General features: G+C 68.0%; 23 protein-coding genes. 7 read left to right on the top strand and 16 right to left on the bottom strand.

The genetic code is table 11. The annotated features are described in order from the left end of the window. Position 1: 1 nt before the first annotated feature. The 4 genes from OVA06_RS15015 to OVA06_RS15000 form a co-directional block, all read right to left on the bottom strand. Positions 2-514 (bottom strand): hypothetical protein, encoded by a 513-nt coding sequence (locus tag OVA06_RS15015; RefSeq protein WP_268159380.1) that lies wholly within the window; start codon positions 512-514, stop codon positions 2-4. 407 nt (positions 515-921) lie between these two features. Further along, positions 922-1,959 carry a TAXI family TRAP transporter solute-binding subunit gene (locus OVA06_RS15010; protein ID WP_268159378.1) on the bottom strand — a complete coding sequence of 346 codons (1,038 nt, stop codon included), beginning with the start codon at positions 1,957-1,959 and terminating at the stop codon, positions 922-924. Beyond that, positions 1,946-3,388, bottom strand: a complete 1,443-nt coding sequence (locus tag OVA06_RS15005) for a sensor histidine kinase (RefSeq protein WP_268159376.1) — start codon at positions 3,386-3,388, stop codon at positions 1,946-1,948. Before OVA06_RS15005 ends, OVA06_RS15010 begins: the two co-directional genes overlap by 14 nt. Continuing rightward, the gene (locus tag OVA06_RS15000) at positions 3,385-4,053 is read right to left on the bottom strand and encodes a response regulator transcription factor (protein WP_056076785.1); all 669 of its coding nucleotides are present in this window, start codon (positions 4,051-4,053) and stop codon (positions 3,385-3,387) included. The genes OVA06_RS15005 and OVA06_RS15000 overlap by 4 nt, the downstream gene beginning before the upstream one ends. A 228-nt stretch (positions 4,054-4,281) precedes the next feature. On the opposite strand from OVA06_RS15000, the gene OVA06_RS14995 reads away from it, so the two are divergent. Next, the gene (locus tag OVA06_RS14995) at positions 4,282-5,700 is read left to right on the top strand and encodes an MFS transporter (RefSeq protein WP_268159374.1); all 1,419 of its coding nucleotides are present in this window, start codon (positions 4,282-4,284) and stop codon (positions 5,698-5,700) included. A 163-nt stretch (positions 5,701-5,863) separates the two neighbouring features. On the opposite strand, the gene OVA06_RS14990 is transcribed toward OVA06_RS14995, so the two are convergent. Continuing rightward, complete coding sequence (locus tag OVA06_RS14990; RefSeq protein ID WP_268159372.1) at positions 5,864-6,151, bottom strand: hypothetical protein; 288 nt, start codon at positions 6,149-6,151, stop codon at positions 5,864-5,866. A 100-nt stretch (positions 6,152-6,251) separates the two neighbouring features. Here OVA06_RS14990 and OVA06_RS14985 point away from each other — a divergent pair, with 100 nt between their 5' ends. The 3 genes from OVA06_RS14985 (at position 6,252) to OVA06_RS14975 (ending at position 11,330) form a co-directional block, all read left to right on the top strand. Further along, positions 6,252-6,884: a TetR/AcrR family transcriptional regulator gene (locus OVA06_RS14985; RefSeq protein WP_268159371.1), complete on the top strand. Its 633-nt coding sequence runs from the start codon at positions 6,252-6,254 to the stop codon at positions 6,882-6,884. Positions 6,885-6,986: 102 nt separating this feature from the next. Next, positions 6,987-9,443 carry a carboxypeptidase regulatory-like domain-containing protein gene (locus OVA06_RS14980; RefSeq protein WP_268159369.1) on the top strand — a complete coding sequence of 819 codons (2,457 nt, stop codon included), beginning with the start codon at positions 6,987-6,989 and terminating at the stop codon, positions 9,441-9,443. A gap of 138 nt (positions 9,444-9,581) precedes the next feature. After that, a complete protein-coding gene (locus OVA06_RS14975) occupies positions 9,582-11,330 on the top strand; it encodes a pyruvate dehydrogenase (RefSeq protein ID WP_268159367.1) in 1,749 nt (582 codons plus the stop codon). A gap of 99 nt (positions 11,331-11,429) precedes the next feature. On the opposite strand, the gene OVA06_RS14970 is transcribed toward OVA06_RS14975, so the two are convergent. From OVA06_RS14970 to OVA06_RS14955, 4 genes are all read right to left on the bottom strand, one after another. Beyond that, positions 11,430-12,287, bottom strand: coding sequence for a hydroxymethylpyrimidine/phosphomethylpyrimidine kinase (locus tag OVA06_RS14970; RefSeq protein ID WP_056076777.1), 858 nt, complete (start codon positions 12,285-12,287; stop codon positions 11,430-11,432). Positions 12,288-12,357: 70 nt separating this feature from the next. After that, positions 12,358-12,783 (bottom strand): hypothetical protein, encoded by a 426-nt coding sequence (locus tag OVA06_RS14965; RefSeq protein WP_268159364.1) that lies wholly within the window; start codon positions 12,781-12,783, stop codon positions 12,358-12,360. Next, complete coding sequence (locus OVA06_RS14960; RefSeq protein WP_268159363.1) at positions 12,780-13,691, bottom strand: TIGR01777 family oxidoreductase; 912 nt, start codon at positions 13,689-13,691, stop codon at positions 12,780-12,782. Before OVA06_RS14960 ends, OVA06_RS14965 begins: the two co-directional genes overlap by 4 nt. A gap of 41 nt (positions 13,692-13,732) precedes the next feature. Next, entirely contained in the window at positions 13,733-14,389 is a 657-nt protein-coding gene (locus tag OVA06_RS14955) for a TetR/AcrR family transcriptional regulator (RefSeq protein ID WP_268159361.1), read from the bottom strand. Positions 14,390-14,578: 189 nt separating this feature from the next. Between OVA06_RS14955 and OVA06_RS14950 the strand changes: the two genes are divergently transcribed. Then, on the top strand, positions 14,579-15,292 hold the full coding sequence (locus OVA06_RS14950) for a queuosine precursor transporter (protein WP_268159359.1): 714 nt from the start codon (positions 14,579-14,581) through the stop codon (positions 15,290-15,292). Positions 15,293-15,387: 95 nt separating this feature from the next. Here the strand turns inward: OVA06_RS14950 and tgt are convergent, their stop codons facing one another. The 5 genes from tgt to OVA06_RS14925 form a co-directional block, all read right to left on the bottom strand. Beyond that, positions 15,388-16,692 (bottom strand): tRNA guanosine(34) transglycosylase Tgt, encoded by a 1,305-nt coding sequence (gene tgt, locus OVA06_RS14945; protein WP_056076766.1) that lies wholly within the window; start codon positions 16,690-16,692, stop codon positions 15,388-15,390. 144 nt (positions 16,693-16,836) lie between these two features. After that, positions 16,837-17,562 carry an SRPBCC family protein gene (locus tag OVA06_RS14940; RefSeq protein WP_268159356.1) on the bottom strand — a complete coding sequence of 242 codons (726 nt, stop codon included), beginning with the start codon at positions 17,560-17,562 and terminating at the stop codon, positions 16,837-16,839. Positions 17,563-17,610: 48 nt separating this feature from the next. Then, positions 17,611-18,657 (bottom strand): DUF6707 family protein, encoded by a 1,047-nt coding sequence (locus OVA06_RS14935; RefSeq protein ID WP_268159354.1) that lies wholly within the window; start codon positions 18,655-18,657, stop codon positions 17,611-17,613. 87 nt (positions 18,658-18,744) lie between these two features. Then, positions 18,745-19,284, bottom strand: coding sequence for an NUDIX hydrolase family protein (locus OVA06_RS14930; protein WP_056076759.1), 540 nt, complete (start codon positions 19,282-19,284; stop codon positions 18,745-18,747). Between the two features lie 9 nt (positions 19,285-19,293). After that, positions 19,294-20,037, bottom strand: coding sequence for a VOC family protein (locus OVA06_RS14925; RefSeq protein ID WP_268159352.1), 744 nt, complete (start codon positions 20,035-20,037; stop codon positions 19,294-19,296). Positions 20,038-20,183: 146 nt separating this feature from the next. Here OVA06_RS14925 and OVA06_RS14920 point away from each other — a divergent pair, with 146 nt between their 5' ends. Both OVA06_RS14920 and OVA06_RS14915 read left to right on the top strand, forming a co-directional pair. Further along, the gene (locus tag OVA06_RS14920; protein ID WP_056076755.1) at positions 20,184-20,792 is read left to right on the top strand and encodes a YdeI/OmpD-associated family protein; all 609 of its coding nucleotides are present in this window, start codon (positions 20,184-20,186) and stop codon (positions 20,790-20,792) included. Between the two features lie 182 nt (positions 20,793-20,974). Then, complete coding sequence (locus tag OVA06_RS14915) at positions 20,975-22,969, top strand: glycoside hydrolase family 32 protein (protein ID WP_268159350.1); 1,995 nt, start codon at positions 20,975-20,977, stop codon at positions 22,967-22,969. Here OVA06_RS14915 and OVA06_RS14910 read toward each other — a convergent pair. Both OVA06_RS14910 and OVA06_RS14905 read right to left on the bottom strand, forming a co-directional pair. Beyond that, positions 22,966-24,159 carry an ABC transporter ATP-binding protein gene (locus OVA06_RS14910; protein WP_200937711.1) on the bottom strand — a complete coding sequence of 398 codons (1,194 nt, stop codon included), beginning with the start codon at positions 24,157-24,159 and terminating at the stop codon, positions 22,966-22,968. The two genes, OVA06_RS14915 and OVA06_RS14910, sit on opposite strands and share 4 nt — an antisense overlap. Further along, positions 24,156-25,748 carry an ABC transporter permease gene (locus OVA06_RS14905; RefSeq protein ID WP_261619987.1) on the bottom strand — a complete coding sequence of 531 codons (1,593 nt, stop codon included), beginning with the start codon at positions 25,746-25,748 and terminating at the stop codon, positions 24,156-24,158. Before OVA06_RS14905 ends, OVA06_RS14910 begins: the two co-directional genes overlap by 4 nt. Positions 25,749-25,750 lie beyond the last annotated feature (2 nt).

Genomic DNA, 25,750 nt, shown 5'->3' with positions numbered 1-25,750 from the left:
GCTACAGCCAGTCTGCGGTTCCGGTCGCGACATGTTCTGCGATGTGCTCGTAGCTAATCGCTATGCGCACCCTAGCGTTGGAGATGTCCTCCAGGATGCCGTGCACGGCCGTGAACGACTCCTGGCTGCCGGACCAGCGGCCGGCAGCATGGAGGAACTCGACGAAGCGCATCAGAGAGTAGGCGGCCATGACGCCTTCGAAGAGGGTATGCGTGATGAGCGACGACAGCTTTGCAGACATTTCCGCTGATTTCAGGGCAGTGATGGAACGACCTCCTTCGAAACTGGGATAGAAGCGGAAGAAGAGCGTTAGGCTCTCCAGCACCTCCTCGATGTCAACGCTGAATCGGTGCTGGGCATACCAGGAGATGAAGTCCGGACTCAGGGATTCCAACTCCTGGATGTTTCCGGTCGACGGGATGGCCACTCGGGGGATGGCGGCTTTGAACGGGTCTCCAGGTTGGTTCCGCGAATGATTCGTTCGGGCCGCCCCTCGGCGCTGGTTCCTGTCCACGTTGATCCTCGCTTTGCTTACTGCTCGGGTGAACCCAAACAGTAGGAAGGACGCGGTCCGGCCTGCTATCACCGGAAGCGCGTATGTGGATAAGACACGGAACCCTGATCCAACGCCCGCTCAGCAGTGGTGGGTTTCCCCGCGACCCTTGCTCACTTTCCTGAGAAGAGTGAGCGGGCGTTTGGGTGGGAGCCGCCACGTGTGAGCGGGCGTTTGGGTGGGAGCCGCCACGTGTGAGCGGGCGTTTGGGTGGGAGCCGCCACGTGTGAGCGGGCGTTTGGGTGGGAGCCGCCACGAGTGAGCGGGCGTTTGGGTGGGAGCCGCCACGTGTGAGCGCGCGTCGGTGGGAGAGCCGCCACGAGTGAGCGCGCGTCGGTGGGAGAGCCGCCGTAAGTGAGCGGGCGTTGCTAGCCGTGGAGGGCGCGGTACGCCGCGGCGGCGGCCGGGTGCAGGGGGATGCCGGCGGTGTTGATCAGCGTTTCCGGGCTGAGGAACTGCACTCCCAGGCTGGACTGTGGAATCAGTTCGCCGGCGTGGTTGACCAGCAGTTGCACGGTCCGCTCGACGGTGCCGGCGTCCAGGTCGGCGCGGCACAGCAACAGGTTGGCTGTCCCCACGGTCCAGACGGCGGGCACACCCGGGTAGCTTTCCGCGGGGATGAACACGCGGTCGTACTGGGCACCGTGCCGGGCGCGCAGCTCCGGCAACAGGGACGAGAGGTCCAGCAGCGACAGCGGCACCTCCCGCTGCGCGGCGGAGATGGCGGCCGTGGGCACGCCGCCGGACCAGAACAAGGCGTCCACGGTACCGGCCTTCAGGGCCGCGAGGCCGTCGTTCAGGCCCAGGCTTACGACGGCGACGCTGCCTTGCGCCGCCGGCCCGGCCTCCGCCGAGGTGCCAAGGCCCGCTGCCGCGAGCAGCCGCGGTGTGGTGAGCGACGTCCCCGACCCCGGCTGGCCCACTGCCACGGTCCGCCCGGACAGCTGTGACAGTGAAGTGATGCCGCTGCCTTTCCGCACCACGCAGTGGACGTAGTTTTCGTAGACCTTCCCCAGCGCGGCCAGCGGCGCGGCGCCCTCGGCAGCTGCGGTTCCCGGCCCCACAGCAGGGCCGGCAACCGCATCGGCCAGGGACACGGCAAGCGTGGCCCTTCCATCCCGCAACTGCGCCAGATTGTCCAGGCTGCCGCCGGTGGCAACGGCTAGAGCCTTTCCGGCTATGTCATGGCGTTCCAGGGAAGCGGCCAGCAGAGTGGAGAACTCAAGGTAGAAGCCACCTGCCTCTCCGCCCGCCACGGTCAGCAGCCCGGGCCGGTTCCCGCTGCAGGCGGACAGCACGGACGGGAGGAGGGCCGTTGCTGCCAGGCCTGCCCCGGCTTTCAGGAGGGACCGCCTGGGCAGGACGGCCCCGGTATGGCCGGACGCCCTGACCTCAGTCACGTCCATCCCCGCCTTCGGAGGCGTCGTCCAGCAGCGGAACAGGAAATTCAAGCCGGGCCGACAGGCCGTGCGGTGCCGCCGTTCCCAGGACCAGGCGGCCACCGTTGGCCGCCGCCAGTTCACCCACGATCGTCATGCCCAGGCCTGTTCCCCGGACCGAGGCGTGCTGGGGCGCCCGCCAGAACCTTGTGGAGGCCCGGGCGAGGTCCTGTTCGGAAAGTCCCGGGCCGTCGTCGTAAATTTCAACCGTTGCCGTGGACCGCTCCGTCCTGACTCCGGCAGTGACGGTGGCTCCCGGGGCGTACTTGACCGCGTTGCCCACGAGTTCGCCCACCATCTGGGCGAGCTCGGCCGGCTCGCACGCCACCAGGACGGGGGCCGGCGGCGGGGGAGCGAGGACCAGCCGCATACCGGCGCGGCCCGCGGCGGGGGCAGCCCGTTCCATTTCCTCCTGCAGGACGGGGTAGGGGTCGATCGGCGCAGCAACGGGCCTGGCCTCCGGGCTGTTGAAGGCCCTGACGGCGTCTTCACTGGCCCGGTGCTCGGCGGCGGCCAGCTTCAACACGTCGTCCAGGATCTCCTCCACCCGCTCCAGCTCGGCCACCGCGCTGGCGGCGGCGTCGTGTTCCCGTTCGGTCTTCAGTTCAAGCTGGAGTACGTCCAGCCGCAGCCGCAGCGCGCCGATGGGGTTCCGCAGCTGGTGCGACGTATCGGCGATCAGCTGGCGCTGCGACTCGATGCTGTCGCTGACCGTCCGCGCCATGGCGCTGAAGGACCGGCTCAGTTCGCGCAGCTCCGGCGGACCGTCCTCCGGCAGCCGTCCGGCCCGGCCCGTGCGGCCCAGCTCGGTCACCGCGGAATTCAGCCGCAGGACGGGACGCAGCACCCACCCGGTGACACGGGCGGCGGCAAGCAGCAGGACCGCGGCGAGGGCGACGGCGGCCGCCCCCACCACAAGCCAGCGCTGCTGCAGCTTCGCCCTTGCGGCATCGAGGTTGACGTCCATGGCCACGCCGCCCAGCACCTGGTTGGCGCTGCCGAAGGGGCGGAAGATCACCTGGGGGCCGGAACCGAGCGGCTCCAGCGGTGCCAGTGCGGTGCCGTTGACGTTCAGCCGGGCCAGGGACAGCGCATCCTGCACGTCGGCACGTGCTTCACTGAGCCCTCCCGAGCTGAGCGTCTCCTGCTGCAGCCGGACCACGATGCCCTCGGCATAGAGGGCGGAGTACGTGTCCATCTCGCGCTGCAGCCGTGCGGTATCGCCGTCGGCGGCCGCATCGAAGGCCACCTGCGCCAGCCGGTTCAGGGATGCCACCCGGTTGATCTGGACCTCCTGCGTCAGCTCCCGCGCCGCCGAGGACAGGATGGTCCCGGACACCAGGAACACCACCACCAGGCACAGCACGCTGAGGACGCCAAGGACCCGCAACCTCATGCGGGATCTGCCTCCACCCGATAGCCCACGCCCCGGACGTTGATGATGAAACCGGGTTTCTGCAGTTTGGCCCGCAACCCGGTCAGGTGCACATCCAGGGACCGGGACGAAGCGAGGAAAGCATCACCCCACAGGGCATCAAGGATCTGCTCCCGGGTCACTACGGAGCCGGCGTGCCGGGCCAGGAGGGACAGGAGTTCGAATTCCGTGGCCGTCAGCGGGAGGACCGCGCCGTCCCTGGATGCGATGCGGCGGCCCAGGTCAATGTCGAGATCGCCCAGGACGATGGTGTCCGGCACGCTTCCGGTGCGGCGTCCGGCCCGCCTGGTGACGGCCTCGATCCGTGCCAGCAGTTCCACGAGTTTCACGGGTTTGACCAGGTAGTCGTCGGCGCCGGAGCGAAGTCCCAGCACCACGCTGCGTTCGTCGTCGCGGGCGGTGAGGATGAGGATGGGGCAGTCGGTGATCTGGCGGAGCTTGCGGAGGACGTCCAGGCCGTCCATGTCCGGCAGCCCGAGGTCCAGGAGGATCACCTCGAAGTCCCGGTGGACCAGCAGGGCGTCAGCTCCGCGCGCCACCCTCGTGGTCCGGTGGCCCGCCGTCGCAACACCCGCCGCCAGCGCACCAGCCATGGCGTCGTCGTCCTCGACGATGAGCACTTCCATGGCCGTGTTCCTTGTCCTTGGGGGTTGGGGCGGGGGTCGGGTGCGGGGACTAGTCTGCCTTTGGAGATTACCGCCTCACGGGGAACCGGCGCTTGGGAACAGGGAAATGCCTATTCCTAAGGAAGTGTTAGGAAACCCGCTTCCGCGTTGGCTGTGCCGTGGATCACCCATAGTTTGGTGGAGGTCCTCCGCGCTTTCGGGAGACCGTCACACCAAGGAAGGTTCATGATGAGCACCGAACAAGCAGCGCCGCTGACGGGGGCGGCCCAGTCCGAGGCGGCACAGACCCGCCGGGCCGTGGGCAACATCCTCAAGGGCTCCGCCGGAAACCTGGTGGAGTGGTACGACGTCTACATCTACACGGCGTTCCTGGCCTACTTCCAGCCGCACTTCTTCAATTCCAAGGACCCGCTGCAGGGCGCCCTCGAAGGCATGGCCGTCTTCGCCGTTACCTTCCTCATGCGGCCCATCGGCAGCTGGTTCTTCGGCCGTTTCGCCGACCGCCGGGGCCGGAAAGCCGCCCTGACGCTGAGCGTGACCATGATGTCCGCCGGTTCCTTCTTCATCGCCATCCTCCCCACCAAGGACGTTATCGGCGTTTGGGCCCTGGTCCTGCTGGTCCTGGCGCGCCTGGTGCAGGGCTTCTCCGTGGGCGGCGAATACGGCACCAGTGCCACCTACATGTCCGAGGCCGCCACCGCCAAGCGCCGCGGCTTCTTCTCCAGCTTCCAGTACGTCACCCTGATCGGCGGCCAGATGCTGGCCCTGCTGGTCCTGGTGGTCCTGCAGAACGCCCTGGGCAAGGACGCCCTGACCGAGTGGGGCTGGCGCATTCCGTTCGCCATCGGCGGCGTGGCTGCACTGGTGGTCCTGTGGCTGAGGCGCTCCATGGAGGAAACCGTCTCCGCCAGCCAGGTGGAAGCGGCCGCAAACGCCAAGGCATCCGGCGAGGCGCAGCCCGGCACGCTCAAGCTGCTCTTCACCAAGCACTGGAGGGCGCTGCTGATCTGCATCGGCGTCACCCTGGGTGGCACCGTGGCGTTCTACACGTACACCAACTTCATCCTCAGCTTCATGAACAACACCAGCGGCATTCCCAAGGAAACCACCTCGGTCATCAACTTCTGGGCCCTGTTTATCTTTATGCTGCTGCAGCCCGTCTACGGCATTATCTCGGACAAGATCGGCCGCAAGCCGCTGCTGCTCTGGTTCGGCATCACGGGCGTGCTGTTCACCTGGCCGCTGATGTCCGCGCTCGCCGGCACCAAGGACCCGATGGTCGCGTTCCTGCTGATGATGGGCGGCCTGCTGATCGTGGGCGGCTACACCTCCATCAACGCCCTGGTGAAGGCCGAGCTGTTCCCCGCCTCGATCCGGGCCCTCGGCGTGGGGCTGGGCTACGCGCTTGCCAACTCGATGTTCGGCGGCACCGTCCCGCTGATCGGCGCAGCCCTGCAGAAGGCCGGACAGGTGGAACTGCTCTTCACCTATGTCACGGTGGCCATCGGGGTATCGCTGCTGGTCTACATCTTCGCGCTCAAGAACAAGAAGTCGACGCACCTGGACCAGGAACAGGGCCACGCCTGGGACGCCGGCACGGCTTCCGGCGCGGACGACGACGATCGCCTGGCTGCCGCCAAGCGCTGAGCTTCCGCAGCACGCACCGGCGCCCGTTCCCCGCTCAGGGGGACGGGCGCCGTGGTAGTTAAAGCGTCCGTGCGGCCGCGCCCCCGGGCCGGCAGGCTCAGGTGCCGTGGGCTGCCCGGGGTGGGGGCCGTCGTCGTGCGCTGGCCGGTGCTGCCGGGTGCGCCTAGCTGCGCCCGCTGCGGCGCCCGGCCAAGGAAGCGTGCGCCCGCATCATGCGGGGAACCACCAGGTAGACGGCGGTAGGAACCACCACGAGCGTGAGCGTCAGGGCCTTGAATACCGGGTGCCACCCCTCGGTCAGCGAAGCGGAGGCCATCATGCCGAGGGCTACCAGCGGGAAGATTGCCAGCCAGGTAATGACGGCCCGGACGTGGACGGACGGTACGGCCGGCGGCGAGGCCAGTGCCGGCGGTGCGGGGGTCAGGACGGCGGGGCCGGGAGCGGTCTCCATGAAAAATCTCCAACTAGTTAGTTGCTTTTGCTGTGAACCGAGAATATGTGCGGCGGACCAAAATTGCAACTACTTGGTTGGAATTGCGTAGAATGGGGTCATGGCCTGGAACACCGAACGCACCAAGGAACTGCTGCTGGCAGCTGCCACCGAGGAATTCAGTGCGAACGGGCTGGCCGGCGCGCGGGTGGACCGCATTGCCGCCGCAGCCGGGGTCAACAAGGAGCGCATCTACCAGTACTTCGGCAAGAAGGATGAGCTGTTCGACGCCGTCCTTGCCGCCGAAATGATCCGCGTCATGACCGAGGTCCCCATCCAGGGCCAGGGTCCTGAAGCCTTCGGCGACTACGCCGGCCGGCTCTTCGACCGGCACACCACCGACGGCGTGCTGCCGCGGCTGGTGTTCTGGGAAGGGCTGGAGCGGGGCAGGGAAACCGTCAGCAGGGCCACCCGCACGGACCACTGCGCCATCAAGGTGGGGCAGGTGGTTGAGGTGCTTCCCGGTGTGGCCCGCGAAGACGCAGCAGACCTGCTGATCACCGTGGTCACCCTCTGCGACGGGTGGCCGGTCCTTCCCCAGATCGACGCGCTCCTGGCGGGCAGCGGCACGGACCGGGCCGCCCGCCGTCGGGCGTTCATCGTGCGGACCGCAACGCTGATGGCCGGCGCCCTGCTGGAGGACGCGGCAGCAAAGCACTCCGGCGTGCCGGCGGTGGCGGCAGCGGCGGACTGAGGCGGGCAGAACTCCCCATGGCCCCGGCCTTGACCGGCGCCTAGGATGACTGTGAACCGCTCGGTTCACACTGTCACTTTCTGGGGGAAAAGGACTCATCCCATGCCGTTACCGCGCCCTGCCCTGTCACAGCTTCATCAAAATCCAAGGCGGGGGGCGTGGGTCCGGGCCCGGGCCGTCCTCGCCGCAGCCGTACTCCTTGCCGCCGGACTCTTCGCCGGAGCCGTCCCTGCGCACGCCGCAACCTACACGTTCAAAGGTGTGGTGAAGGGAAAACTGACCGCCACCGCCACTCCCGCGGCCCTGGGGAACGCCTGGGTGGGTGCGTACACCAACGATTCAAGCGCCTCTTACGTGGCCGGCGCGTGGTCTGCCGCGGACGGCTCCTACAGCTTCACCGTGCCCGCCGCGGGCAGCTACAAGATCTGGATCACCTGCGGAAACAACCCCTGCGCTGACACGTACGCGGACGAATGGAACGGCAATTCCTCCGGCGCCTACAACTCCACCCCGGTGGCCGTCTCCGACGCCGCACCCACTACCACGCTCAACCCGCAGCTTGAGGCCTACGGCACCATGAGCGGCCGCATCACCAACAGCGCAGGGCAGCCCGTCACGGCCGCCGAGATCTCTGCTTCACCAGCAAACGGTGGGCAGTACAGCACGGTGCGGCCGGACGCCAACGGGTACTACACGCTGGCCAAGGTGCCGCCGAACCAGGCCTACATCAGCGTGCGGGACGATTCGGGCCAGCGCCTTTACACGGAGCAGTACTGGAACGGGACGCAGGGCGTTGAGACCTATACCGCGGCCACCGTCCCGCCGGGCGTCAAGTGGACCAACGCGAACTTCGTCCTCAAGAACGAAACAGTCCTGGAAGCCACCGTCACGGACCCCGCGGGCGCACCCATCGCAGAAGTGGGCTACGTCCCCTACGTCTTCAACGACGCCACCGGCGCCTGGGACGGCCCCCAAATGGGCCCGCTGACCTCAGATGCCAACGGCAAGATCTACTGGCGCATGACGGTGGGCAAGAAGTACAAGATCTGCGTCTTCGACACCTACTACGGTGAACCCCGGCAGTACCGCTACAAGTCCGAGTGCTACAACAACGCACCCACCATCGACACCGCTGCCGTACTCACCGCCACCACCCAGGGGCAGCGCGTGCAGGCAAGCATGCAGCTGGAAGTTGACGGCCTCTCACTGTCTCCCGGCCGGATTTTCGCCTACGGTTCAGTCCAGGCAGGCCAGACCTTGGCAGTTGATCCGGGCGTCTGGGGTCCGGCGCCCGTAACCCTCGCCTACCAATGGCAGCGCATCAAGGGTACGGAGACAACTGACATCGCCGGTGCCACCGCCGCCACCTACACCGTCACGGCCGCAGATGCCGGCTATGACATCTTCGCCAAAGTCACCGGAAGCAAGGCCGGCTACGCCTCCCACACGGACACTGTCCACGCCGGGCAGGCAGGTGCCGACGCCACCACCGCGTCCAAGCCGTTCACCATCATCGGAACCCCCAGCGCCGGCAACACCCTCACCGTCGACCACGGAACGCTGACGCCCACCCCCGAGTTCGGGCCCTACTACGACTGGTTCGTCAACGGCGCCCCGGACTACCGCTCCAACACCAAGACCTTCGCCCTGACCACGGCGGACACCGGCAAGAAAGTCACCGCCCGCCTCAGCGTGCACGCCTGGCCGCTCCAGCCGTACTACGGCCAGGCCTCGGTCACCGTTGCAGCCGGCGCTCTGACGGCGCCGGTTCCCACCATCACCGGCACCGCCAAGGTGGGCGCCACGCTGACCGCGACCCCGGGCACGTGGGGGCCGGCTCCGGTGACGCTGGCCTACCAGTGGTTCCGCAGCGGGGTTGCCATCACCGGCGCCACGGCGGCAACGTATCCGGCCGTTGCTGCTGACCTGGGCAAGGCGTTGACGGTCCGGGTCACCGGTACCAAGTCCGGGTTTACGACGGCGGCGAAGACCTCCGCGGCCACGGCCGCCGTGGTTGCCGGGTCGCTGACGGCGCCGGTTCCCACCATCACCGGCACCGCCAAGGTGGGTGCCACGCTGACCGCGAACCCGGGAACGTGGGGTCCTGCTCCGGTGACGCTGGCGTACCAGTGGTTCCGCAGCGGGGTTGCCATCACCGGCGCCACGGCGGCAACGTATCCGGCCGTTGCGGCTGACCTGGGCAAGGCGTTGACGGTCCGGGTGACCGGCACCAAGTCCGGGTTTACGACGGCGGCGAAGACCTCCGCGGCCACGGCCGCAGTGGTTGCCGGTACCCTCACCGGACCCACCCCGACGGTCACCGGCACCAAGACCGTCGGCAGCACCCTGACGGCAAGCCCAGGCACCTGGGGGCCTGCTCCTGTGACGCTGGCCTACCAGTGGTACCGCGGCAGCACCGCCATCGCCGGAGCCACAGCCCAGACCTACAAACTGGTGGCCGCTGACAAGGGAACCACCATCAAGGTCCGGGTCACCGGCGCCAAGACGGCATACACCGCCCTGGTGCGCTACTCGGCAGCCACAGCGCTGATCGGCTGATACCTCCGGAGCAGCAGGCTCGCCGCCCACCCGTGCCAGCTGCACGGGTGGGCGGCGCCACTTAACAGGGACTGTGGAGCCGTGCGGACTATATTGGGGCGTGTCAGCACACCACCACCACCGCGGGAGTCTGCATCCATGGCCAAGGAACTTGCCACCCAACTCGTCGAACAACTCCAGGCTGCCGGCGTGCAGCGGATCTATGGGATTGTGGGGGACAGCCTCAACCCCATAGTGGACGCCGTCCGGCAAACCGGCGGTTCGGCCAAGGGCGGCATCGACTGGGTCCACGTCCGGCACGAGGAGGCCGCCGCGTTTGCAGCCGCCGCGGAGGCTCAGCTTACGGGCCGCCTCGCCGTGTGCGCCGGTTCCTGCGGCCCGGGCAACCTGCACCTGATCAACGGGCTGTACGATGCCAACCGCAGCGGCGCCCCGGTGCTGGCCATCGCCTCCCACATCCCCAGCAAGCAGATCGGCAGCAGCTTCTTCCAGGAAACCCACCCGGACCGGCTCTTCAACGAATGCTCGGTCTACTCGGAGCTGGTCAGCACCGCCGAGCAGGCACCGCGCGTCATGCACAGCGCCATACAGCATGCGCTGGGGCTGGGCGGAGTGGCCGTCGTGACCCTTCCCGGCGACATTGCGGGGCTCGAAGCCACCACGCCCACGCCTCTGCCCGCCACTTTCCGCCCCGCCAGCCTCGTACCGGACCCGGCCAGCGTCCAGGCCCTGGCGGACGCCATCAACGACGCCGGCAAGGTCGCCATTTTCGCGGGCGCCGGCGTCGAAGGTGCGCACAGTGAACTCATGGCACTCGCGGAACTCGCGAAGGCGCCCATCGGCCACTCCCTCCGCGGCAAGGACTTTGTCCAGTACGACAACCCCTTCGATATCGGCATGACCGGGCTGCTGGGCTACGGCGCCGCCGCCGAGGGCATCGAGGACGCCGACCTCCTGGTCCTCCTCGGCACCGACTTTCCGTACGACCAGTTCCTGCCGGACACCCGGACTGCACAGGTGGACCGGGTGGCGCACCGGCTGGGGCGGCGGACCGACGTCGACGTCGCAGTCCACGGCGACGTGCTGCCAACCCTGCACGCCCTGCTGCCCCTGGTGAAGGCAAAGAAGAGCCGCCGGTTCCTGGACCAGATGCTCAAGAAGCACGACCGGCTGATGAACAAGGCCGTGGGCGCCTACACCCGCAAGGTGGAGAAGAAGCAGCCCATCCACCCGGAATACGCGGCCTCCCTGCTGGACCAGATAGCTGCAGAGGATGCGATCTTCACCGCGGATACGGGCATGTGCAACGTCTGGACGGCGCGGTACATCAACCCGCTGGGCACGCGGCGGCTGATCGGGTCCTTCCTGCACGGCTCCATGGCCAACGCCCTGCCGCACGCCATCGGTGCGCAGCTGGCGTACCCCGGCCGGCAGGTCATCTCCGTGTCCGGTGACGGCGGGCTGTCAATGCTGCTCGGCGAGCTGATCACCGCGGCCGCCTACAAGCTGCCCGTCAACGTGGTGGTGTTCAACAACTCCACCCTGGGCATGGTCAAGCTTGAAATGCTGGTGGACGGGCTCCCGGATTTCGGGGTGGATGTGCCGGACGCCAACTACGCCGCCGTAGCCCAGGCGCTGGGCTTCCATGCAGTCCGCGTCACGGACCCCGCGCAGATCGAGGCAGCATACCGCGAGGCGTTCGCGCACCCGGGGCCGTCGCTGGTGGAGCTCATCACCGATCCCAAGGCGCTGTCCATTCCGCCCAAGATCTCCGGGTCGCAGGTCATCGGGTTTGCCACGGCCATGTCCAAGGTGGTCCTGAACAGGGGAGCGGGCGAGGCCGTCAGCATGGCCCGCAGCAACCTGCGGAACATCCCCCGGCGCTGACCCTATCCGGACGCCCCACCAGATGAGGGGCTTAACGCCTGAACGCTCCTGCAACCGGTACAGGAGCGTTCAGGCGTTTCGGCGGTGTGTTGAGCCTGGCTAGCGGGCGCCGCCCTGCCACAGGGCATCGAATGGTGCCCCGGAGGCCACGCGGTTGCGGATGCCCTCGGTCACGAAGGCCTTGGCTGTGCGCGCCGCCTCCAGCGGGGAGGCGCCCTTGGCCAGTTCGGCGGTCACGGCGGCCGCGAGTGAGCAGCCCGCGCCGGATACGGCCACCTCGCCCACCTTCGGGGCGCTGAGGACCTCGAGGGTTTCGCCGTCAAAGAAGACGTCGACGGCGTCAGGGCCTTCCAGCCGTACCCCGCCCTTGGCCAGGACCGCCGCGCCGCTGAGTTCGTGGATGCGGACAGCGGCAGCCTTGAGGGACTCGACGTCGGTGATCTCCAGGCCGCTCAGGGATTCTGCCTCGAAGTGGTTGGGGGTCACGAAGGTGGCCAGCGGCAGGATTTCGGCCTTCAGGGCCTGGTCCGTGTCCAGGGCGTGGCCGGGCTCCTGGCCCTTGCAGATCAGCACCGGGTCCAGCACCACGTTGCCGAAGCCGTTAGCCTTCAGGGAACCGGCCACCGTGCTGATGGTTGCCGGGCTGCCGAGCATGCCGATTTTCACGGTGTCCAGCACGGAGGGGGCGCCCGACGCCGGTCCGTACGCCGCCGCCGTCGCCTCCAGCTGGTCGGCAATCACCTGCTGGTCCACCGGGACGAAGCGATGGTTCCAGTTGTCCTTCGGGTCGAAGGACACGATGCAGGTCAGGTTGGCGATGCCGAAGACGCCCAGTTCCTGGAAGGTCTTCAGGTCGGCCTGTGCCCCGGCACCACCGGTGGCTTCGGACCCTGCGATGGTGAGGACGACGGCCGGAGTGGTGGCGGACGGCGATGCGCCGGTGGAAACGGAAGTCATCCCACCATCCTGCCATCCGGCGTCGTGCGTTGCCTTGTGTTGCTGAACAGGCGACCCGCGGCTTCCGTGTTCAGGCCGACAAGGGCGCCTGGTGCTCCTCGGGATCCACGCGGACCAACCGCCAAACAGCCAGGCGGCCGATGGCCACGGCGCCGCCCATCATCAATGCCGTGGACAGCATGAAGCCGGCGCTGAAACCGGACCATGGTCTCAACGCGGCGAGACCCGTGCCAATGAGTGCGCCAAGGCCGCCAAACGCGGCAACATGCAGCCACTGGTTCCGTACAGGCTGGAGCAGGATTCCCAGCGGCGCCCCCGCGCAGAATGCGAGGACCGCCGCCGGTACGGCTCCCCAGACGAGCGTCGCCAGGAACATGGGCAGGAACCAGTCCCTGCCGCTCGTGAAAGCGAGGGCGATGGCCAGGCAGAGTAGGCTCACCAGCGCGCCTGCGGCCAAGGACGATGTACCCAGGACCACGTGGCGCGGCCTGCTCACACCCGTCCCTTGGCAACCTGCTGGAGGGCCCCGCCGAGTTCCGGCTGGCGGTAGATGAACCCGGCGGACAGGAGCTTCTGCGGCAGGACCCACCTGCTCTTGAGCACCAGTTCCGTTTCGGTGCGGATCAGCACGGCGCCCGCGCGCAGGAGCCAGGCAGGAGTGGGCACGCCAAAGCGCTTCCCGTAGGCGCGGCGGACCAGCCGCATCAGCTCGTGGTTGCTCACCACGTCCGGCGAGGCCACGTTGACCGGGCCGGTGATGTCCGTCCGGGCATGCAGGAACCGCATGCACCGGTACAGGTCCTCCACGTGGATCCAGCTGAATTTCTGGTTGCCGTCGCCCATGTGCCCGCCCAGGCCCAGCCTGGCGAGGTTGGCGAACGGCCGCAGCGCCCCGCCGCCCGGGCCGAGGACAATAGAGATCCGCAGCGGAATCTTCCGGGTTTCCGGCGTGGCCGCAGCATCCAGGGCAGTCTCCCAGGCGCGGGCCACGTCCACGGAGAATCCAGTGCCCGGCTCGCCGTCGTTCTCTGATTGCGGCCGGTCCCGGGCGTCCCGGTAGATAGTCCCGGTGCTGGCGTTCAGCCACGTCGACGGCGGTTCCTGGCACCGGGCGATGGCGCGGCCCAGTGCCTCGGTGGTCCGGACCCGTGACTCAAGAATCGAGGTACGGTTACGGGCGCTGTACCGGCAGGACACCGAGCGTCCGGCGAGGTTGACCACGAGGTCGGCGCCGTTGAGCACCCTGGTGAGGGCGTCGTCGTCGTTCCAGCTTGCCGAGGAACTCCCCGCTCCCTTGCGTCCGATGGTCCGCACGGCCCAGCCGTCCTGCTCGAAACGCGACCGGACGTATCTGCCGATGAAACCCGAAGCGCCGGCGAGTACCACCGTCTTGGTGCTGCGCATTTTTCCCCCTTGTTGGTTTTCCACGATGTGTTGCCGCCTGCCTAACTGCGGACGCTGCGGCTGAGGTTGAGGACGTCGTCCAGGACCTTGCCTACGCCGGGAACGCGGGCCAGCCCCAGTCCCCGGGCGATCAGCGGCGCGGCTCCATCGACCAGCCGCCTGGTGCGCTGCTGCCCTTCAGAAGTGTCGTAGACCCAAAACAGCGTGACCCCCATGTAGCAGAGCCACAGCAGTTCGGGCAGATCGCTGCGCAGCTTTTTGGGGACCGCTGGCCGGGCACCGTCCACCGCCTGCCGGAAAATCTCCAGCGAGGCTTCCCGGGCGGGGGTTGATGCCGTAGAGAAGGGGTTGAGGGGGGAGGTAGGGCGGATGGCCGTGGCCACGAAGTCCGCGCCGAACCGGTGGTAGGGGGCCATGACGTCCAGGCCTGCGTGCAGGACGGCTTTGAGCCGCTCTGCCAGTCCGCCCGCGGTGGCCAGCGCTCCGGCCGCGCGCTCGGCGTGCTCCGCCTGGACCTGGACGTAGAGCTCGTGTACCAGGCTGTCCTTGGATTCGAAGTAGTAGTAGGCATTGCCTGCAGAGACGCCGGCCTCGGCCGCGATGGCACGCATGGTGGTCTTCTCGAAGCCGATTTCCCGGAACATCCGCAAGGCCACTTCTGCCAGCTTCTGCCGGGTCTGCTCACTCTTCGCAGCCAACTGATTCCCCCAAATTTGAACGTGTTCAAGAACAAGTATGGCACATCTTTTGAACGTGTTCAGTTTCTGCTGTGCCCCCTCGCACGTCCTTGGACGGGGCGGTGGGAGAATGGACTGACCCCAGTGCTAATACAGCCGGCGGCCCGGTTCCGCGGCCGCCGAGCGAACCACTCCGAACGGATCTCCTCCATGCCTGCTGCCCCAGGACACAACGCCGCGCCCCGAACCACCTCGCCGGAATCTCCTGCGAAATTCGCCTCGATCGGTTCGCCGTATTTCGGCATCATGCTGGCCGTTATGGCGGTGGTGCTCATCCTGTCAAACATCGGCGCATCGAAGGGTGTGGCGATCGGCCCCATCGTGACGGACGGCGGCTTCTTCCTGTTCCCGCTCGCCTACATCCTGGGTGACGTCATCAGCGAGGTGTACGGCTTCAAGGTGGCGCGCAAGGCCATCTTCACCACCTTCGCACTGTCCGTCTTCGCGTCCCTCTGCTACTGGGTGATCATCGCCCTGCCCGGGTTCGACGACGAGTACGGCATCGCCAAGCAGTCCGCACTGGAGGGGGCACTGGGCCCCGTGCCACAGATCGTGCTGGCCTCGCTCCTGGCATTCCTCGCCGGCCAGACCATCAACTCGTGGATCCTGGTGAAGATGAAGACACGTACGGGCGAGAAGTCGCTGTGGGCCCGGCTGATGGGGTCCTCCGGGGCCGGCGAGTTCGTGGACACACTGATCTTCTGCAGCATTGCCGCGTCCGTCATCGGCATCACCGATGCTGGCATGTTCCTGAACTACGTGGTGGCGGGATTCCTCTACAAGACCCTGGTGGAGTTCCTCTTCGTCCCTGTCACCACCCTCGTTATCGGTTGGGTCAAGAAGCGCGAACCGAGTTACGGCTAGGCCCCGCCGGACCCCAGCCGCCTGACACACAGGGCCGGAGCGGCGTCCCCGGACCCTTCCAGCGATTTCGACGGCGGGAGGCCGCCTCACTGCCCTCAGGAGTAGTAGTTCGCCAGGGTTTCGGCCTTGAAGTCGAAGAAGGTGCCGGACTCGATGGCCAGGCGGGCGTCGTCCACCATCTTCACCACGAACCGCTCATTGTGGATGGAGATCAGTGTCGCCGACACCATTTCCTTGGCCTTGAACAGGTGGTGGATGTACGCCCGCGAGTAGTTCTGGCAGGTGTAGCAGTCACAGCCGTCCTGCAGCGGGCCGAAATCGCGCTTGTACTTGGCGCCGGAGAGGTTGTACCGGCCGGTGGGGTGGTAGAACGCGGAGTTGCGGGCAACGCGGGTGGGGGAGACGCAGTCGAAGGTGTCCGCGCCGTTCTCGATGGCCGTAAAGATGTCATCCGGCTCCGAGATGCCCAGCAGGTGGCGTGGCTTGTCCTCGGGAAGTTCCTCGTTGCACCACCGAACGATGGTGCCCAGGTTTTCCTTCTCCAGCGCCCCGCCGATCCCAAACCCGTCAAACGGCATGGCGCCGAGGTCGCGGCAGGCCTTCCGGCGCAGATCTTCGTACTGGGCTCCCTGGATCACGCCGAACAGCGCCTGGTACGGCTTGCCCACCCGCTCGCCGGTCAGCCGGAAGTGTTCGGCGATGCACCGCTCGGCCCACAGCCGGGTGCGCTCCAGCGACTCCTCCTGGTAGCCGCGGGAGTTCTGCAGTGTGGTCAGCTCGTCGAAGGCAAACATGATGTCCGCGCCGATCTGGTGCTGGACCTGCATGGAAATCTCGGGGGAGAAGCGGTGCCGGTCCCCGTTCAGGTGGGACTTGAACCAGACGCCGTCATCATCAATATGTGCGAGGCGTTCCTTGCCGGGGGCCACAGCATCGTCCGGGCCGGAGGCATCAACGGATTTCATGTCGATGACCTTCTTGAACCCCGAACCCAGGCTCATCACCTGGAACCCGCCGGAATCGGTGAAGGTGGGGCCGGCCCAGTTCATGAAGGCGCCCAGCCCGCCCGCCTCGTCCAGGATGTCCGCGCCCGGCTGCAGGTAGAGGTGGTAGGCGTTGGCCAAAAGAGCCTGCGCGCCAAGATCGGCCATGGACTCAGGCAGGACGGCTTTGACGGTGGCCTTGGTCCCGACGGCGATGAACGCCGGAGTGCGGATCTCTCCGTGCGGGGTGGTGATGGTGCCGGTGCGGCCCAGGAATTCCCCGCCGTTCTCCGAGACCTGGGCGGCCGACGGCGGGCAGGATTCACCCAGGCGGGTCCCCACCGTGAACGAGAATGCGGACTGCTCCGCGGGAAGCGCGGGATCAGACGTTGTTGCGGGGGCGGGGTTGGCTGGCACCGTACCAGTGTGCCAGCAAACCGGCCGGCACCAACAAAGCGGGCCCCGCCGGCAACCGCGCGGTCAGCCGAACGCCTATCACCGGTAATCGCCCCGGCGCCCGAACGCCTATCCCCGTCAACCAGAGAGTCAGCTAGCGCCCTGTCAGCTGACCGGCTCCGACCCGGGATACTGGGCCTGCCGCCACGAATCCCAGGAGGACCGGATGGCGTCCACCTTCGCCGCTCCCAGATCGTACGTGGAGGCAATCACCATGGACCCTCCGTCGGGCCGCAGCTCTTCGATAACCGGCTGGTCCGTCACCACCAGGAGCCCCTCGCCGTGCGCGGCGTAGTGGTGGACGGTGAGCCCCACCTGGTGGTTGCTGCGGTACCAGACCTTTCCGGAGATCTCCTCGCCCGTGCCCAACGTGAGGCTGTAGTCCTCACCCGGAGCCGGGACGTCGGTGAGCCCGAGCTTTTCAATCGCGGAGCCCGGGCCGCCCGGAAGCTGCAGGAACAGCGTGTGCCGCGTGCCATTGGGGTGGCGCTCCAGCGCGAAGCGGAGCTGCTGCAGGAACGTGAGCCACCCCTGGGTGATGTCCTCGTCCCAGGCAGCCCATTCGGAGTTGTGGTCCAGCGCCCCGCGGGTGACGTTGACCCGGGTCCCGCCGGCCACGGGATGCAGCTCGAACGTGTCGCCGCCGTGCACGGTCAGGCTGGTGTGGTCCGCTGCTTCCTGCACATTGTCGGCAAAGTAGATTTCCTTGATTTCGGCGTCAAGGTCGTCGGCCTGCCAGCCATGCCACTGGGCCACCCGGGACGGTTCACGCAGCATGTTCCAGACCTGCGGCGCATCGGCGTTGATCACTACGCTGAGATTGTTCGTCATAGCCCCGAATCTACAACTCTGTCCTGTGCCCGGGTAGGGCTAATTTGTTCAGGCGCGGACGGCCTCAAGTTCGTTGCCGATCCGGCGCTCCAGCTCGGACATGCCGATGGTTTCCGACCCGCCGTGCGCCCGCAGGAACAGCAGTGACTCCAGCCGCAGCAGCCGCCACTCACGCTCGGCATCATGGTTGGAATTGTCGATGGAACGGAAGATTTCCTTGTCGTACAGGTTGGGCTCGTTGAGCGAGCGCTGCCGTACCTTGGCCGCCATCCGGGCCTTGAACGGATCCGTTTCCTGGCTTTCCGGGGTGCGGATGAGTTTCTCGTACACCGCCGCGCGTTCGTCCTGGCCGTCCTGCCGGCAGATGTAGCTGGCCAGCGCCAGGGATGCCTCCACGGACGCCCAGCGCCCGGGGTTTCCGTCGTAGGGCAGGACCGTGAGGAGGTCTGCGATGGACAGCGCGCCCTCCGCGTCCTTCAGCGTGACGAACAGTTCGTGCGCGAGGTCTGTGAGGTCCTTCAGGCAGCTGCCGGACTTGAAGTTCACGCCCTTGGAGAGGCGGTCCGTCAGCAGCAGGACGCCCACGGCATCAGGGTGCGCTTCAGCTGCGGCTTCCACGACGGATTCGGGGGTGCCGTCCGGCGTGGGGATCAGCGCAAGCTCCTCTTCGCCGGGCCCGTTGGCTGCGGGCGGAGCCGCCGGCAGGGGAGGCACGACGACGGCGGGCACCTGGGCGTTGGCTGCGGACTCACCGCCGGGCTGCTCCTGCCGGGGTTCCGTGCCTGCCGCGGCATCGGCTGGGCGCGTGGCCTCCGACACTGGTGCTGTCCCCTCCGGGGCGAGTGCCCGCGGAAGGTGCGTGACGGCGTCGTCCGCTGCGTTAACGAGGGTGACAGTGCTGCCGGCGGCGATGCGGAGGGTTCCCCCGCCGGTCAGGCTGGCGAGGACCAGGGCAGGCACGCCAAAGTCATCCCGTTGCAGCTCCAGCTGGTGGATTTCCGCCGTCCGTTCACCGTCGGGCAGGAGGATGTGGCTGCCGGTGGTCAGTGATCCAGCCGGCTGCCCGCGATGTTGCCGGGCCGGTGTTTCGGTCATGGGAGTCCTTAAGTTCTCTTGCGGTCCGCCCTACAGTCTACAAAGCCGGGTGCCTGAAACCGGGGACCCCCACGTCCCCGCGGGATGTCAGGAGCCGACGCCCGCGAAAGCCAGTGCCTGACGGATGAGGCCGCCGCGGCCGCCGCTGAACTCGAGCTGGACACCCGGGCTGAGGACTTCGTCAGGGGTCATCCAGGTCAGTTCCAGGGCGTCCTGGCGGGGTTCGCATTCGCCGGTGACCGGGATGACGTAGGCCAGGGACACGGCGTGTTGCCGCTCATCGGTGAAACCGGTCTGGGACGGCGCCGGGAAGTATTCGGCCACGGTGAACGGCACCGGGCTGATGGGCAGCTGCGGGAACGCCAGGGGGCCCAGGTCCTTTTCCATGTGCCGCAGCAGTGCGGCGCGGATGGTTTCACGGTAGATCACCCGGCCGGACACCAGGGACCGGACCATGGTGCCGTCATCGTCGGCCTGCAGCAGCGTGCCCACTTCGTTGACGTAACCCAGCGGGTCCAGCCTGACCGGGACCGCTTCCACATAAACCATGGGCAGCCGGCCCCGCGCCTCAAAAAGGTCTTCTTCGGAGAGCCAGCCGGGATTCGGGTCAGGGGTGCGCACGTTCATGGTTAAGTTCTACCCCATGGGGCGGCGCTCGGAGATCCACACCGTGGCGGGCACGCTGGCGGCGAACACGGTGGCGTCCGGGTTGGCCACGTGCAGTGTGCTGCCGAACGCTTCCTCCGTCACGCTCACCTGGAACCCTGCGGAGGCGAGCCGTTCCCGCACCGGTTCCAGGCCGCCGTCGTACTCGAAACCCAGCCCTGAGCGGGATGGGCCGGAGGCCGGCCGGACCATCAGGACTCCGCCGTTCTTGGCGGTGAAGTCTGCGGTTTCGTCGTCATCCGGCACGGGCCGCGGGCGGGCGCCGACGTGGCGCAACGTCCGGGCGGCGCCGTCGGCGTCCTGGGTGAACCACACTGCGACGACGGCCAGCGCCTGATCGGCGTCGGCGCCCGGGGCTCCGTTCCCGGCAAGGTCCGCGAGGAAGCTGAAACCGTCCGGCCCGGTGATCCGGCAGGCGTCACCGTGGTCCGCGGTGACAAGCTCGGCGGGGGTGCTGCCGTCCGCCCCGTCCTCCGCTGCGGACTCGTTGGTGCGCCGTGCGAATTCCGCAAGATCGCCCACTTCCACCGCAAGGGTGGTGGTGCCGTCCAGCGGATCTCCCTCCGGGACGCTGTGTACGGCCAGCCGCCCGGCCACGGAGTCGAAGACGCGGAAGCCGCCGTCCCCTTCGGTCAGGACCAGTCCCAACGCGGTGAGGAACCGTTCCCAGTCGTCGATGCGGGAGGTGAAGTGCAGGGGGCGGACGCGGAGCATTGGGAGTCCTTAAGCTCGGAATCGGGGCTATACGCCCATGATGGCACAGGGCCGCCTGGGCCGTGCCGGCGGACGTGACTGTTGGGCTGGTGCATCCGTGGTGGTCCCGGCCTTGTGATGTCGGAGGGCAGGGGCACAATAGGGCCATGGCTGTTGAACTCGACGAACTGCTGGTGCCTGATGCGGCTGCTTGGCGCGCCTGGCTTGAGGAGAATCACCGGAGCAGTCCGGGGGTCTGGCTGGTGCTGCATAAGAAGGGCGGCACGGTGACGGAACTCGACTACGCCGCGGCGCTGGACGAGGCCCTGTGCTTTGGCTGGATCGACGGGCAGGGAAGGCGGCGCGACGACGAAACTTCCTTCCAGCGCATGACCCGGCGGGGTCCGCGGAGCCCCTGGTCGGCGCGGAATGTTGGCCACATTGCCCGGTTGGAGGAAGCGGGCAGGATGACCGAGGCCGGCAGGGAGGCTGTGGAGTCTGCCAAAGCGGATGGCCGCTGGGACAAGGCCTACGGCGGGCAGGCCACGGCTGAAGTTCCCGAGGACCTGGCCGCCGCCATTGCCGCGGTTCCGGCGGCGCAGGCGATGTTCGATGTCCTGACCAGGACGAACCGTTTTGCCCTGATCTACCGGACCAACTCGGTGAAGCAGGCCGCCACCCGCGAGCGGAAGATCGCGGGTTTCGTCGACATGCTGGCCCGCGGCGAGGCACCGTACCCGCAGAAGAAGCGCCCCGGCGACGCTCCGCAGCCCTAAGCGGGCCGCAGATCCATGTCCTTGGCGGCGCTGGTGCCAAAACGTTACGCCACTGACGTGCGGCGATGGCTGCGCAGTTGGGTTCTGGGCAGCGAACCGGTAAATTTGATGGCTAACTTGCGCTGGTGCCGTTCCCCGACCCCGGGGGGCGGCACTTGCGCGTTCAGCGACGGATTGAAGCCATGCCCCCAAAATCCCCCCGCACCACCCTCACTGCGCTCGCCACGGCGCTGAAGCGCCGCCCCTTCCTGTGGGCCGCGGTGGCGGTGGCGACCGTCGTCGTGGTGGTTCTTTCCCTGGTCCTGGCCGGGCAGGCGCGGACCGGTCCGGAGGCTACGGCCGGGCGGGTCCTGGGCGGGGTGGCGGCCGCCCAGGAAGCGTCAAAAGACCGGTCCGGCAGGTACGCCTCGCTGTGGCTCAAGGGCAATGACCGGACGCTGTTCGAGCGGGGGGAGGAGGTCCCGGCGGACGGCGCCGAGGATGTCCGGAGCATCGAGTGCGGGACGGGCTGGCTGGCCGCGGCACGGGTGGAGGGCCAGGTCTACCTGCGGAGCAGTGCGTCGGACACGGTGTCCGGAGATGCCGGCGGTGTCCCGCTGCCGGACTGCATCAGCACGGAGGCCCGCGATGCCCTCCTCGCGGACCTGGGCAACGGCAGGGCTTTCCCGGCGCCGGCCGCCGCCGCGCTGGCGGCCCCGGCGAAGGATCCCGGCTACCGGCCCGCCTACCACCTCACCCCGGACCAGCGCTGGATGAATGACCCCCAGCGGCCGTTCCTCAAGGACGGGCTCTGGCACTACTACTACCTCTACAACGCCGACTACCCGGAAGGGAACGGCACCGAGTGGTTCCACGCCACCAGCACCGACCTGGTGCACTGGAAGAACGAGGGCGTGGCCATCGGGAAGTTCCGCAACGGACTGGGCGACATCGAGACAGGCTCCGCGGTGGTGGACGCAGAGGGGACCGCAGGGTTCGGCCGGGGCGCCGTAATCGCCGTCCTCACGCAGCAGGATGCCGGCGTGCAGCGCCAGTCGCTGTTCTACTCAACGGACAACGGTTACAGCTTCAAGAGCTACGACGGCAATCCCGTCATGGACAACCCCGGCGCCGAGCACTGGCGCGACCCGCGGATCGTCTGGGACGACGCGAACAGCCAGTGGCTCATGCTGCTCGCCGAGGGCCACAAGATCGGCTTCTACACCTCGCTGGACCTGAAGAAGTGGACGTACGTTTCCGCGTTCGAGCAGGACGGGATGGGCATCCTGGAATGCCCGGATTTCTTCCAGATGGACGTGGACGGCGACCCCGCCAAACGCACCTGGGTCCTCGCCGCCGGCGCCAACGGGGCAGAGGAAGGCCGCACCACCGGCCTGGCGTACTGGACCGGCAGCTTTGACGGTGAGGCCTTCACGCCGGAGGGGGGCCACCAGTGGCTCGACGACGGCGCGGACTTCTACGCCGCCGTCACCTGGGACGATCCCCGCCTGACGGACGGCCAGCGCAAGGCCTCCCGGCATGCCATCGGCTGGATGAACAACTGGGCCTACGCCCGGAACCTGCCCACTGACGGCTGGTTCGGTGCGGCGTCCGTGGTGCGGGACATCCGTTTGAATTCCGACGGCGGCCGCCCGGCATTGGTCTCGGCACCCACCCCCGCGCTGCGGTCGCTGGAGGGGGAGGCCAGCGAGGTGCCGGCAGGGAACCTGGCCGGCGGGAAGGCACTGCCGGTACCGGAGAGCGGTGCCTTCAAGGTGGACATTGAGCTGGAAAGGCCCGCCAACGGAGCGGGGGAAGCCCGGATCCTCCTGCAAAGCGCCGGCAAGACCTACGCCACCGTGGGCTACGACTTCAGGGCAGGCCAGGCGTTCGTGGCCCGCGACGGGGATGCTCTCGCCACCGCCGACACCGGGGTGGACGGGGCGTACAGCCAGGTCCGGACCGCAGGCGGCGGTTCGCCAGGGGCTGCGTCCGCGGCGGGCTCAGGCGGTGACACGGTGCGCCTGGCCGTGTACGTGGACCGGTCATCTGTAGAGGTTTTTGCGGACAGGGGCCGGCAGACGCTGACGTCCCTGGTGTTCCCGCCGGCTGGCGCCAAAGAGGTCCGGCTCGCGGCGGACGGCGGCGACGTGACCCTGCGGAAGGGCGCCGTCACGCCGCTGGCCTCGATCCGCTAGGACGTCACGGGGGCAGCGCCGCCTGCTGCCGGGCCCTGCTCGGCGGGAAACGCCACGCCTTCGCCCACGACGCGGAGGCAGAGTTCCATGCCCGGCCGGGCGATGGAGGCATTCCAGTGGCGGATGGTGATGATTTCGCCGCCGCCGGGATAGCGGTGGTCGGGGCGCCCGGCCAGTTCGGGCGGCACGGCCAGCTTCAGCCGGACGGTGGTTTCCGGGCCGAAGTAGTCCGTGTCCACCACCACGCCGCGGATGTCGCCGTCCTCGGCGATCCGGATCTGCTCAGGCCGGAGCATGAGCTGGACAGGGCCCTGGGCCGGGGGCCGGCGGACGGGGATGCCGCCCAGCGAGCACGTGGCCAGCGAACCCTCCATCCAGGCGTCCAGGATGACGGCATCCCCCAGGAACTCCGCGGTGGCCCGGTCCGCAGGGCGGGTGTACACCACGAACGGGTTGCCGATCTGGGCCAGCTTTCCGCCGCGCATGACGGCCACCTGGTCCGCGAAGGACAGTGCTTCGGCCTGGTCGTGCGTGACCAGGATGGTGGTGACCCCGGCCTCGGCCAGGACCTTTGCCACCGCCCGGCGGGTGGCGACGCGCAGACCGGCGTCGAGCGCGGAGAACGGTTCGTCCAGCAGCATCAGTTCCGGTTCGCGGGCCAGCGCCCGGGCCAGGGCGACGCGCTGCTGCTGGCCGCCGGAGAGCTGGTGGGGCCGGCGCTTGGCCATGGCCGGATCCAGCGACACCATCTCCAGGAGGTCGCTGACGCGGCCCGCCACGGCGCGGCGGCCGCCGGACAGTTTGGCGGTGTCCAGTCCAAAGGCTATGTTCTGCCCTACCGTGAGGTGCGGGAAGAGGGCGCCGTCCTGCGCCACGTAGCCGATGTGGCGCTTGTGGGCCGGGACCCAGACGCCGTCGCCGGCCACGGTGTTGCCGTTCAGGGCGATGCGGCCGGCCAGCGGGTGCTCAAACCCGGCAATGAGCCGCAGCAGCGTGGTCTTGCCGGATCCGGAGGGGCCCACAATGGCGGTGGTGCCGCCCTTGGACACCGCCAGGTTGACGCCCTTCAGGACCTCCTGCGGGCCGAAGTTCTTGGTGACACCGGTGATCTGCAGGTGCGGGTTGGTGCTGGCCGCCACCGACGGGGAGACCCGGGGCTCCGGCAACCTCGATGTGGATGGTGCTGTCACTGTCCGGCTACTTTCTTGGACTGTTGGAAGAGGAGGTAGGTCATCGGTGCGGAGAGCAGGATCATCAGCAGCGCGTAGGGGGCGGCGCCGGCGTAGTCGATCTCGCTGCTCTTGCTCCAGAATTCGGTGGCGAGGGTGCGGGTGCCGTTGGGTGACAGGAGCAGCGTGGCCGTCAGCTCATTGGCGATGGCCAGGAACACCAGGGCTGCACCGCCGGCGGCCGCGGGTGCCGTGAGCCGGAGGGTTACCCGGATGAACGACGCCAGCGGCGGCTTGCCCAGGGACTGCGCGGCCTCGTCCAGTTCCTTGGGCGCCTGGGCCAGGCCTGCGCGGAGGCTGACCAGGGCGCGCGGCAGGAACAGCAGCACGTAGGCGGCCACCAGCACGCCGGCGGTCTGGTACACGCCCGGAACCAGCCGGATGCTGACGGTCACGAAGGCCAGGCCCACCACGATGCCAGGCAGGGAGCTGGTGATGTAGTTGGACAGCTCAAGGGACTTGCTGAACCAACCGGGATGCCGGACCGCAAGGTAGGCCATGGGGAAGGCGACCACGATGGTGGCGGCCGCGCCGGCCAGGCCGTAGCCCAGGGTGGCCAGGAGGGCGGGGAGGAACTCGTCGGCAGCCCACGCCGGGGCCCCGCCGAGTGCGGTCCAGCGCAGGACGAAGAACAGCGGAAGTCCCAAAGCCAGTGCCGTCAGGGCCAGGAGGAACAGCTGGGACGGCAGCTGGTAAACGTGCAGGGGCAGCCGCAGTGCCCGGGCCTGGGCGCCCGGCCCGATCCGGGCGTACCGGGCGGTGCCGCGGCTCCGGACTTCGGCCACGAGCAGGAGCAGGCAGAAGAACACCAGGACACTGGCCAGCATGTTTCCGGCGGCGCCGTTGAAGGTGGACTGGTACTGCACCATGATCGCGGTGGTGAAGGTATCGAACCGGATCATCGCGAAGGCGCCGTATTCGGCCAGCAGGTGCAGTGAAACCAGCAGCGCGCCGCCGGTCATCGCGATGCGGAGCTGGGGGAGCACCACCCGGAAGAAGGTGGCCCAGTTCCCCAGGCCCAGGGCGGCGGCGGACTGTTCGATGGCCGGGTCCAGCCGGCTCAGGGACGCCGCTGCCGGAATGTAGACCAGGGGGAAATAGGAGAGCGTGGCGATCAGGACGCCGGACCACAGCCCGCCCATCGAGGGCACCGCCGAGACCCAGGCGTAGCTGTTGACGAACGCCGGGATGGCCAGCGGTGCTGCCAGGAGCACCGCCCAGATCCGGTGGCCGCGAAGGCTGGTGCGCTCCACGAGCCAGGCGCCGGCCACCCCCAGCAGCAGGCACAGAGGAACCGTGATGATGGTCAGCAACAGCGTGTTCAGCAGCAGCTCCATCACGCGCGGCCGGAAGATCAGCCCGACGGCGGTGTCCCATCCGGTTGCCACCGTCATGTAGGCCACGTACCCCAGGGGAACGAGGGAGAACAGGGCGATCAGCACCGCCACGATGGACACTGCTGAAACGCCGAAAGGCGGGCGGGGGCGCTTGCCCCGGCCCGCCGTCGTCGTGCTCCCGCCCGAAGGGGGAGCCGATAGATCGGTGGTCACGG

This window comes from Pseudarthrobacter sp. SL88, assembly GCF_026672455.1.
GTDB lineage: Bacteria > Actinomycetota > Actinomycetes > Actinomycetales > Micrococcaceae > Arthrobacter.
The sequence above is the reverse complement of the archived record's forward strand: the minus strand, read 5'-3'. Positions and strand labels throughout refer to the sequence as shown.

Bases quoted from the DNA above. Each gene is read 5' to 3' on its own strand.
- OVA06_RS15010 (WP_268159378.1), bottom strand. From the start codon at position 1,959: ATGGACGTGACTGAGGTCAGGGCGTCCGGCCATACCGGGGCCGTCCTG.
- OVA06_RS15005 (WP_268159376.1), bottom strand. From the start codon at position 3,388: ATGAGGTTGCGGGTCCTTGGCGTCCTCAGCGTGCTGTGCCTGGTGGTG.
- OVA06_RS15000 (WP_056076785.1), bottom strand. From the start codon at position 4,053: ATGGAAGTGCTCATCGTCGAGGACGACGACGCCATGGCTGGTGCGCTG.
- OVA06_RS14995 (WP_268159374.1), top strand. From the start codon at position 4,282: ATGAGCACCGAACAAGCAGCGCCGCTGACGGGGGCGGCCCAGTCCGAG.
- OVA06_RS14990 (WP_268159372.1), bottom strand. From the start codon at position 6,151: ATGGAGACCGCTCCCGGCCCCGCCGTCCTGACCCCCGCACCGCCGGCA.
- OVA06_RS14985 (WP_268159371.1), top strand. From the start codon at position 6,252: ATGGCCTGGAACACCGAACGCACCAAGGAACTGCTGCTGGCAGCTGCC.
- OVA06_RS14980 (WP_268159369.1), top strand. From the start codon at position 6,987: ATGCCGTTACCGCGCCCTGCCCTGTCACAGCTTCATCAAAATCCAAGG.
- OVA06_RS14975 (WP_268159367.1), top strand. From the start codon at position 9,582: ATGGCCAAGGAACTTGCCACCCAACTCGTCGAACAACTCCAGGCTGCC.
- OVA06_RS14970 (WP_056076777.1), bottom strand. From the start codon at position 12,287: ATGACTTCCGTTTCCACCGGCGCATCGCCGTCCGCCACCACTCCGGCC.
- OVA06_RS14960 (WP_268159363.1), bottom strand. From the start codon at position 13,691: ATGCGCAGCACCAAGACGGTGGTACTCGCCGGCGCTTCGGGTTTCATC.
- OVA06_RS14950 (WP_268159359.1), top strand. From the start codon at position 14,579: ATGCCTGCTGCCCCAGGACACAACGCCGCGCCCCGAACCACCTCGCCG.
- OVA06_RS14940 (WP_268159356.1), bottom strand. From the start codon at position 17,562: ATGACGAACAATCTCAGCGTAGTGATCAACGCCGATGCGCCGCAGGTC.
- OVA06_RS14935 (WP_268159354.1), bottom strand. From the start codon at position 18,657: ATGACCGAAACACCGGCCCGGCAACATCGCGGGCAGCCGGCTGGATCA.
- OVA06_RS14930 (WP_056076759.1), bottom strand. From the start codon at position 19,284: ATGAACGTGCGCACCCCTGACCCGAATCCCGGCTGGCTCTCCGAAGAA.
- OVA06_RS14925 (WP_268159352.1), bottom strand. From the start codon at position 20,037: ATGCTCCGCGTCCGCCCCCTGCACTTCACCTCCCGCATCGACGACTGG.
- OVA06_RS14920 (WP_056076755.1), top strand. From the start codon at position 20,184: ATGGCTGTTGAACTCGACGAACTGCTGGTGCCTGATGCGGCTGCTTGG.
- OVA06_RS14915 (WP_268159350.1), top strand. From the start codon at position 20,975: ATGCCCCCAAAATCCCCCCGCACCACCCTCACTGCGCTCGCCACGGCG.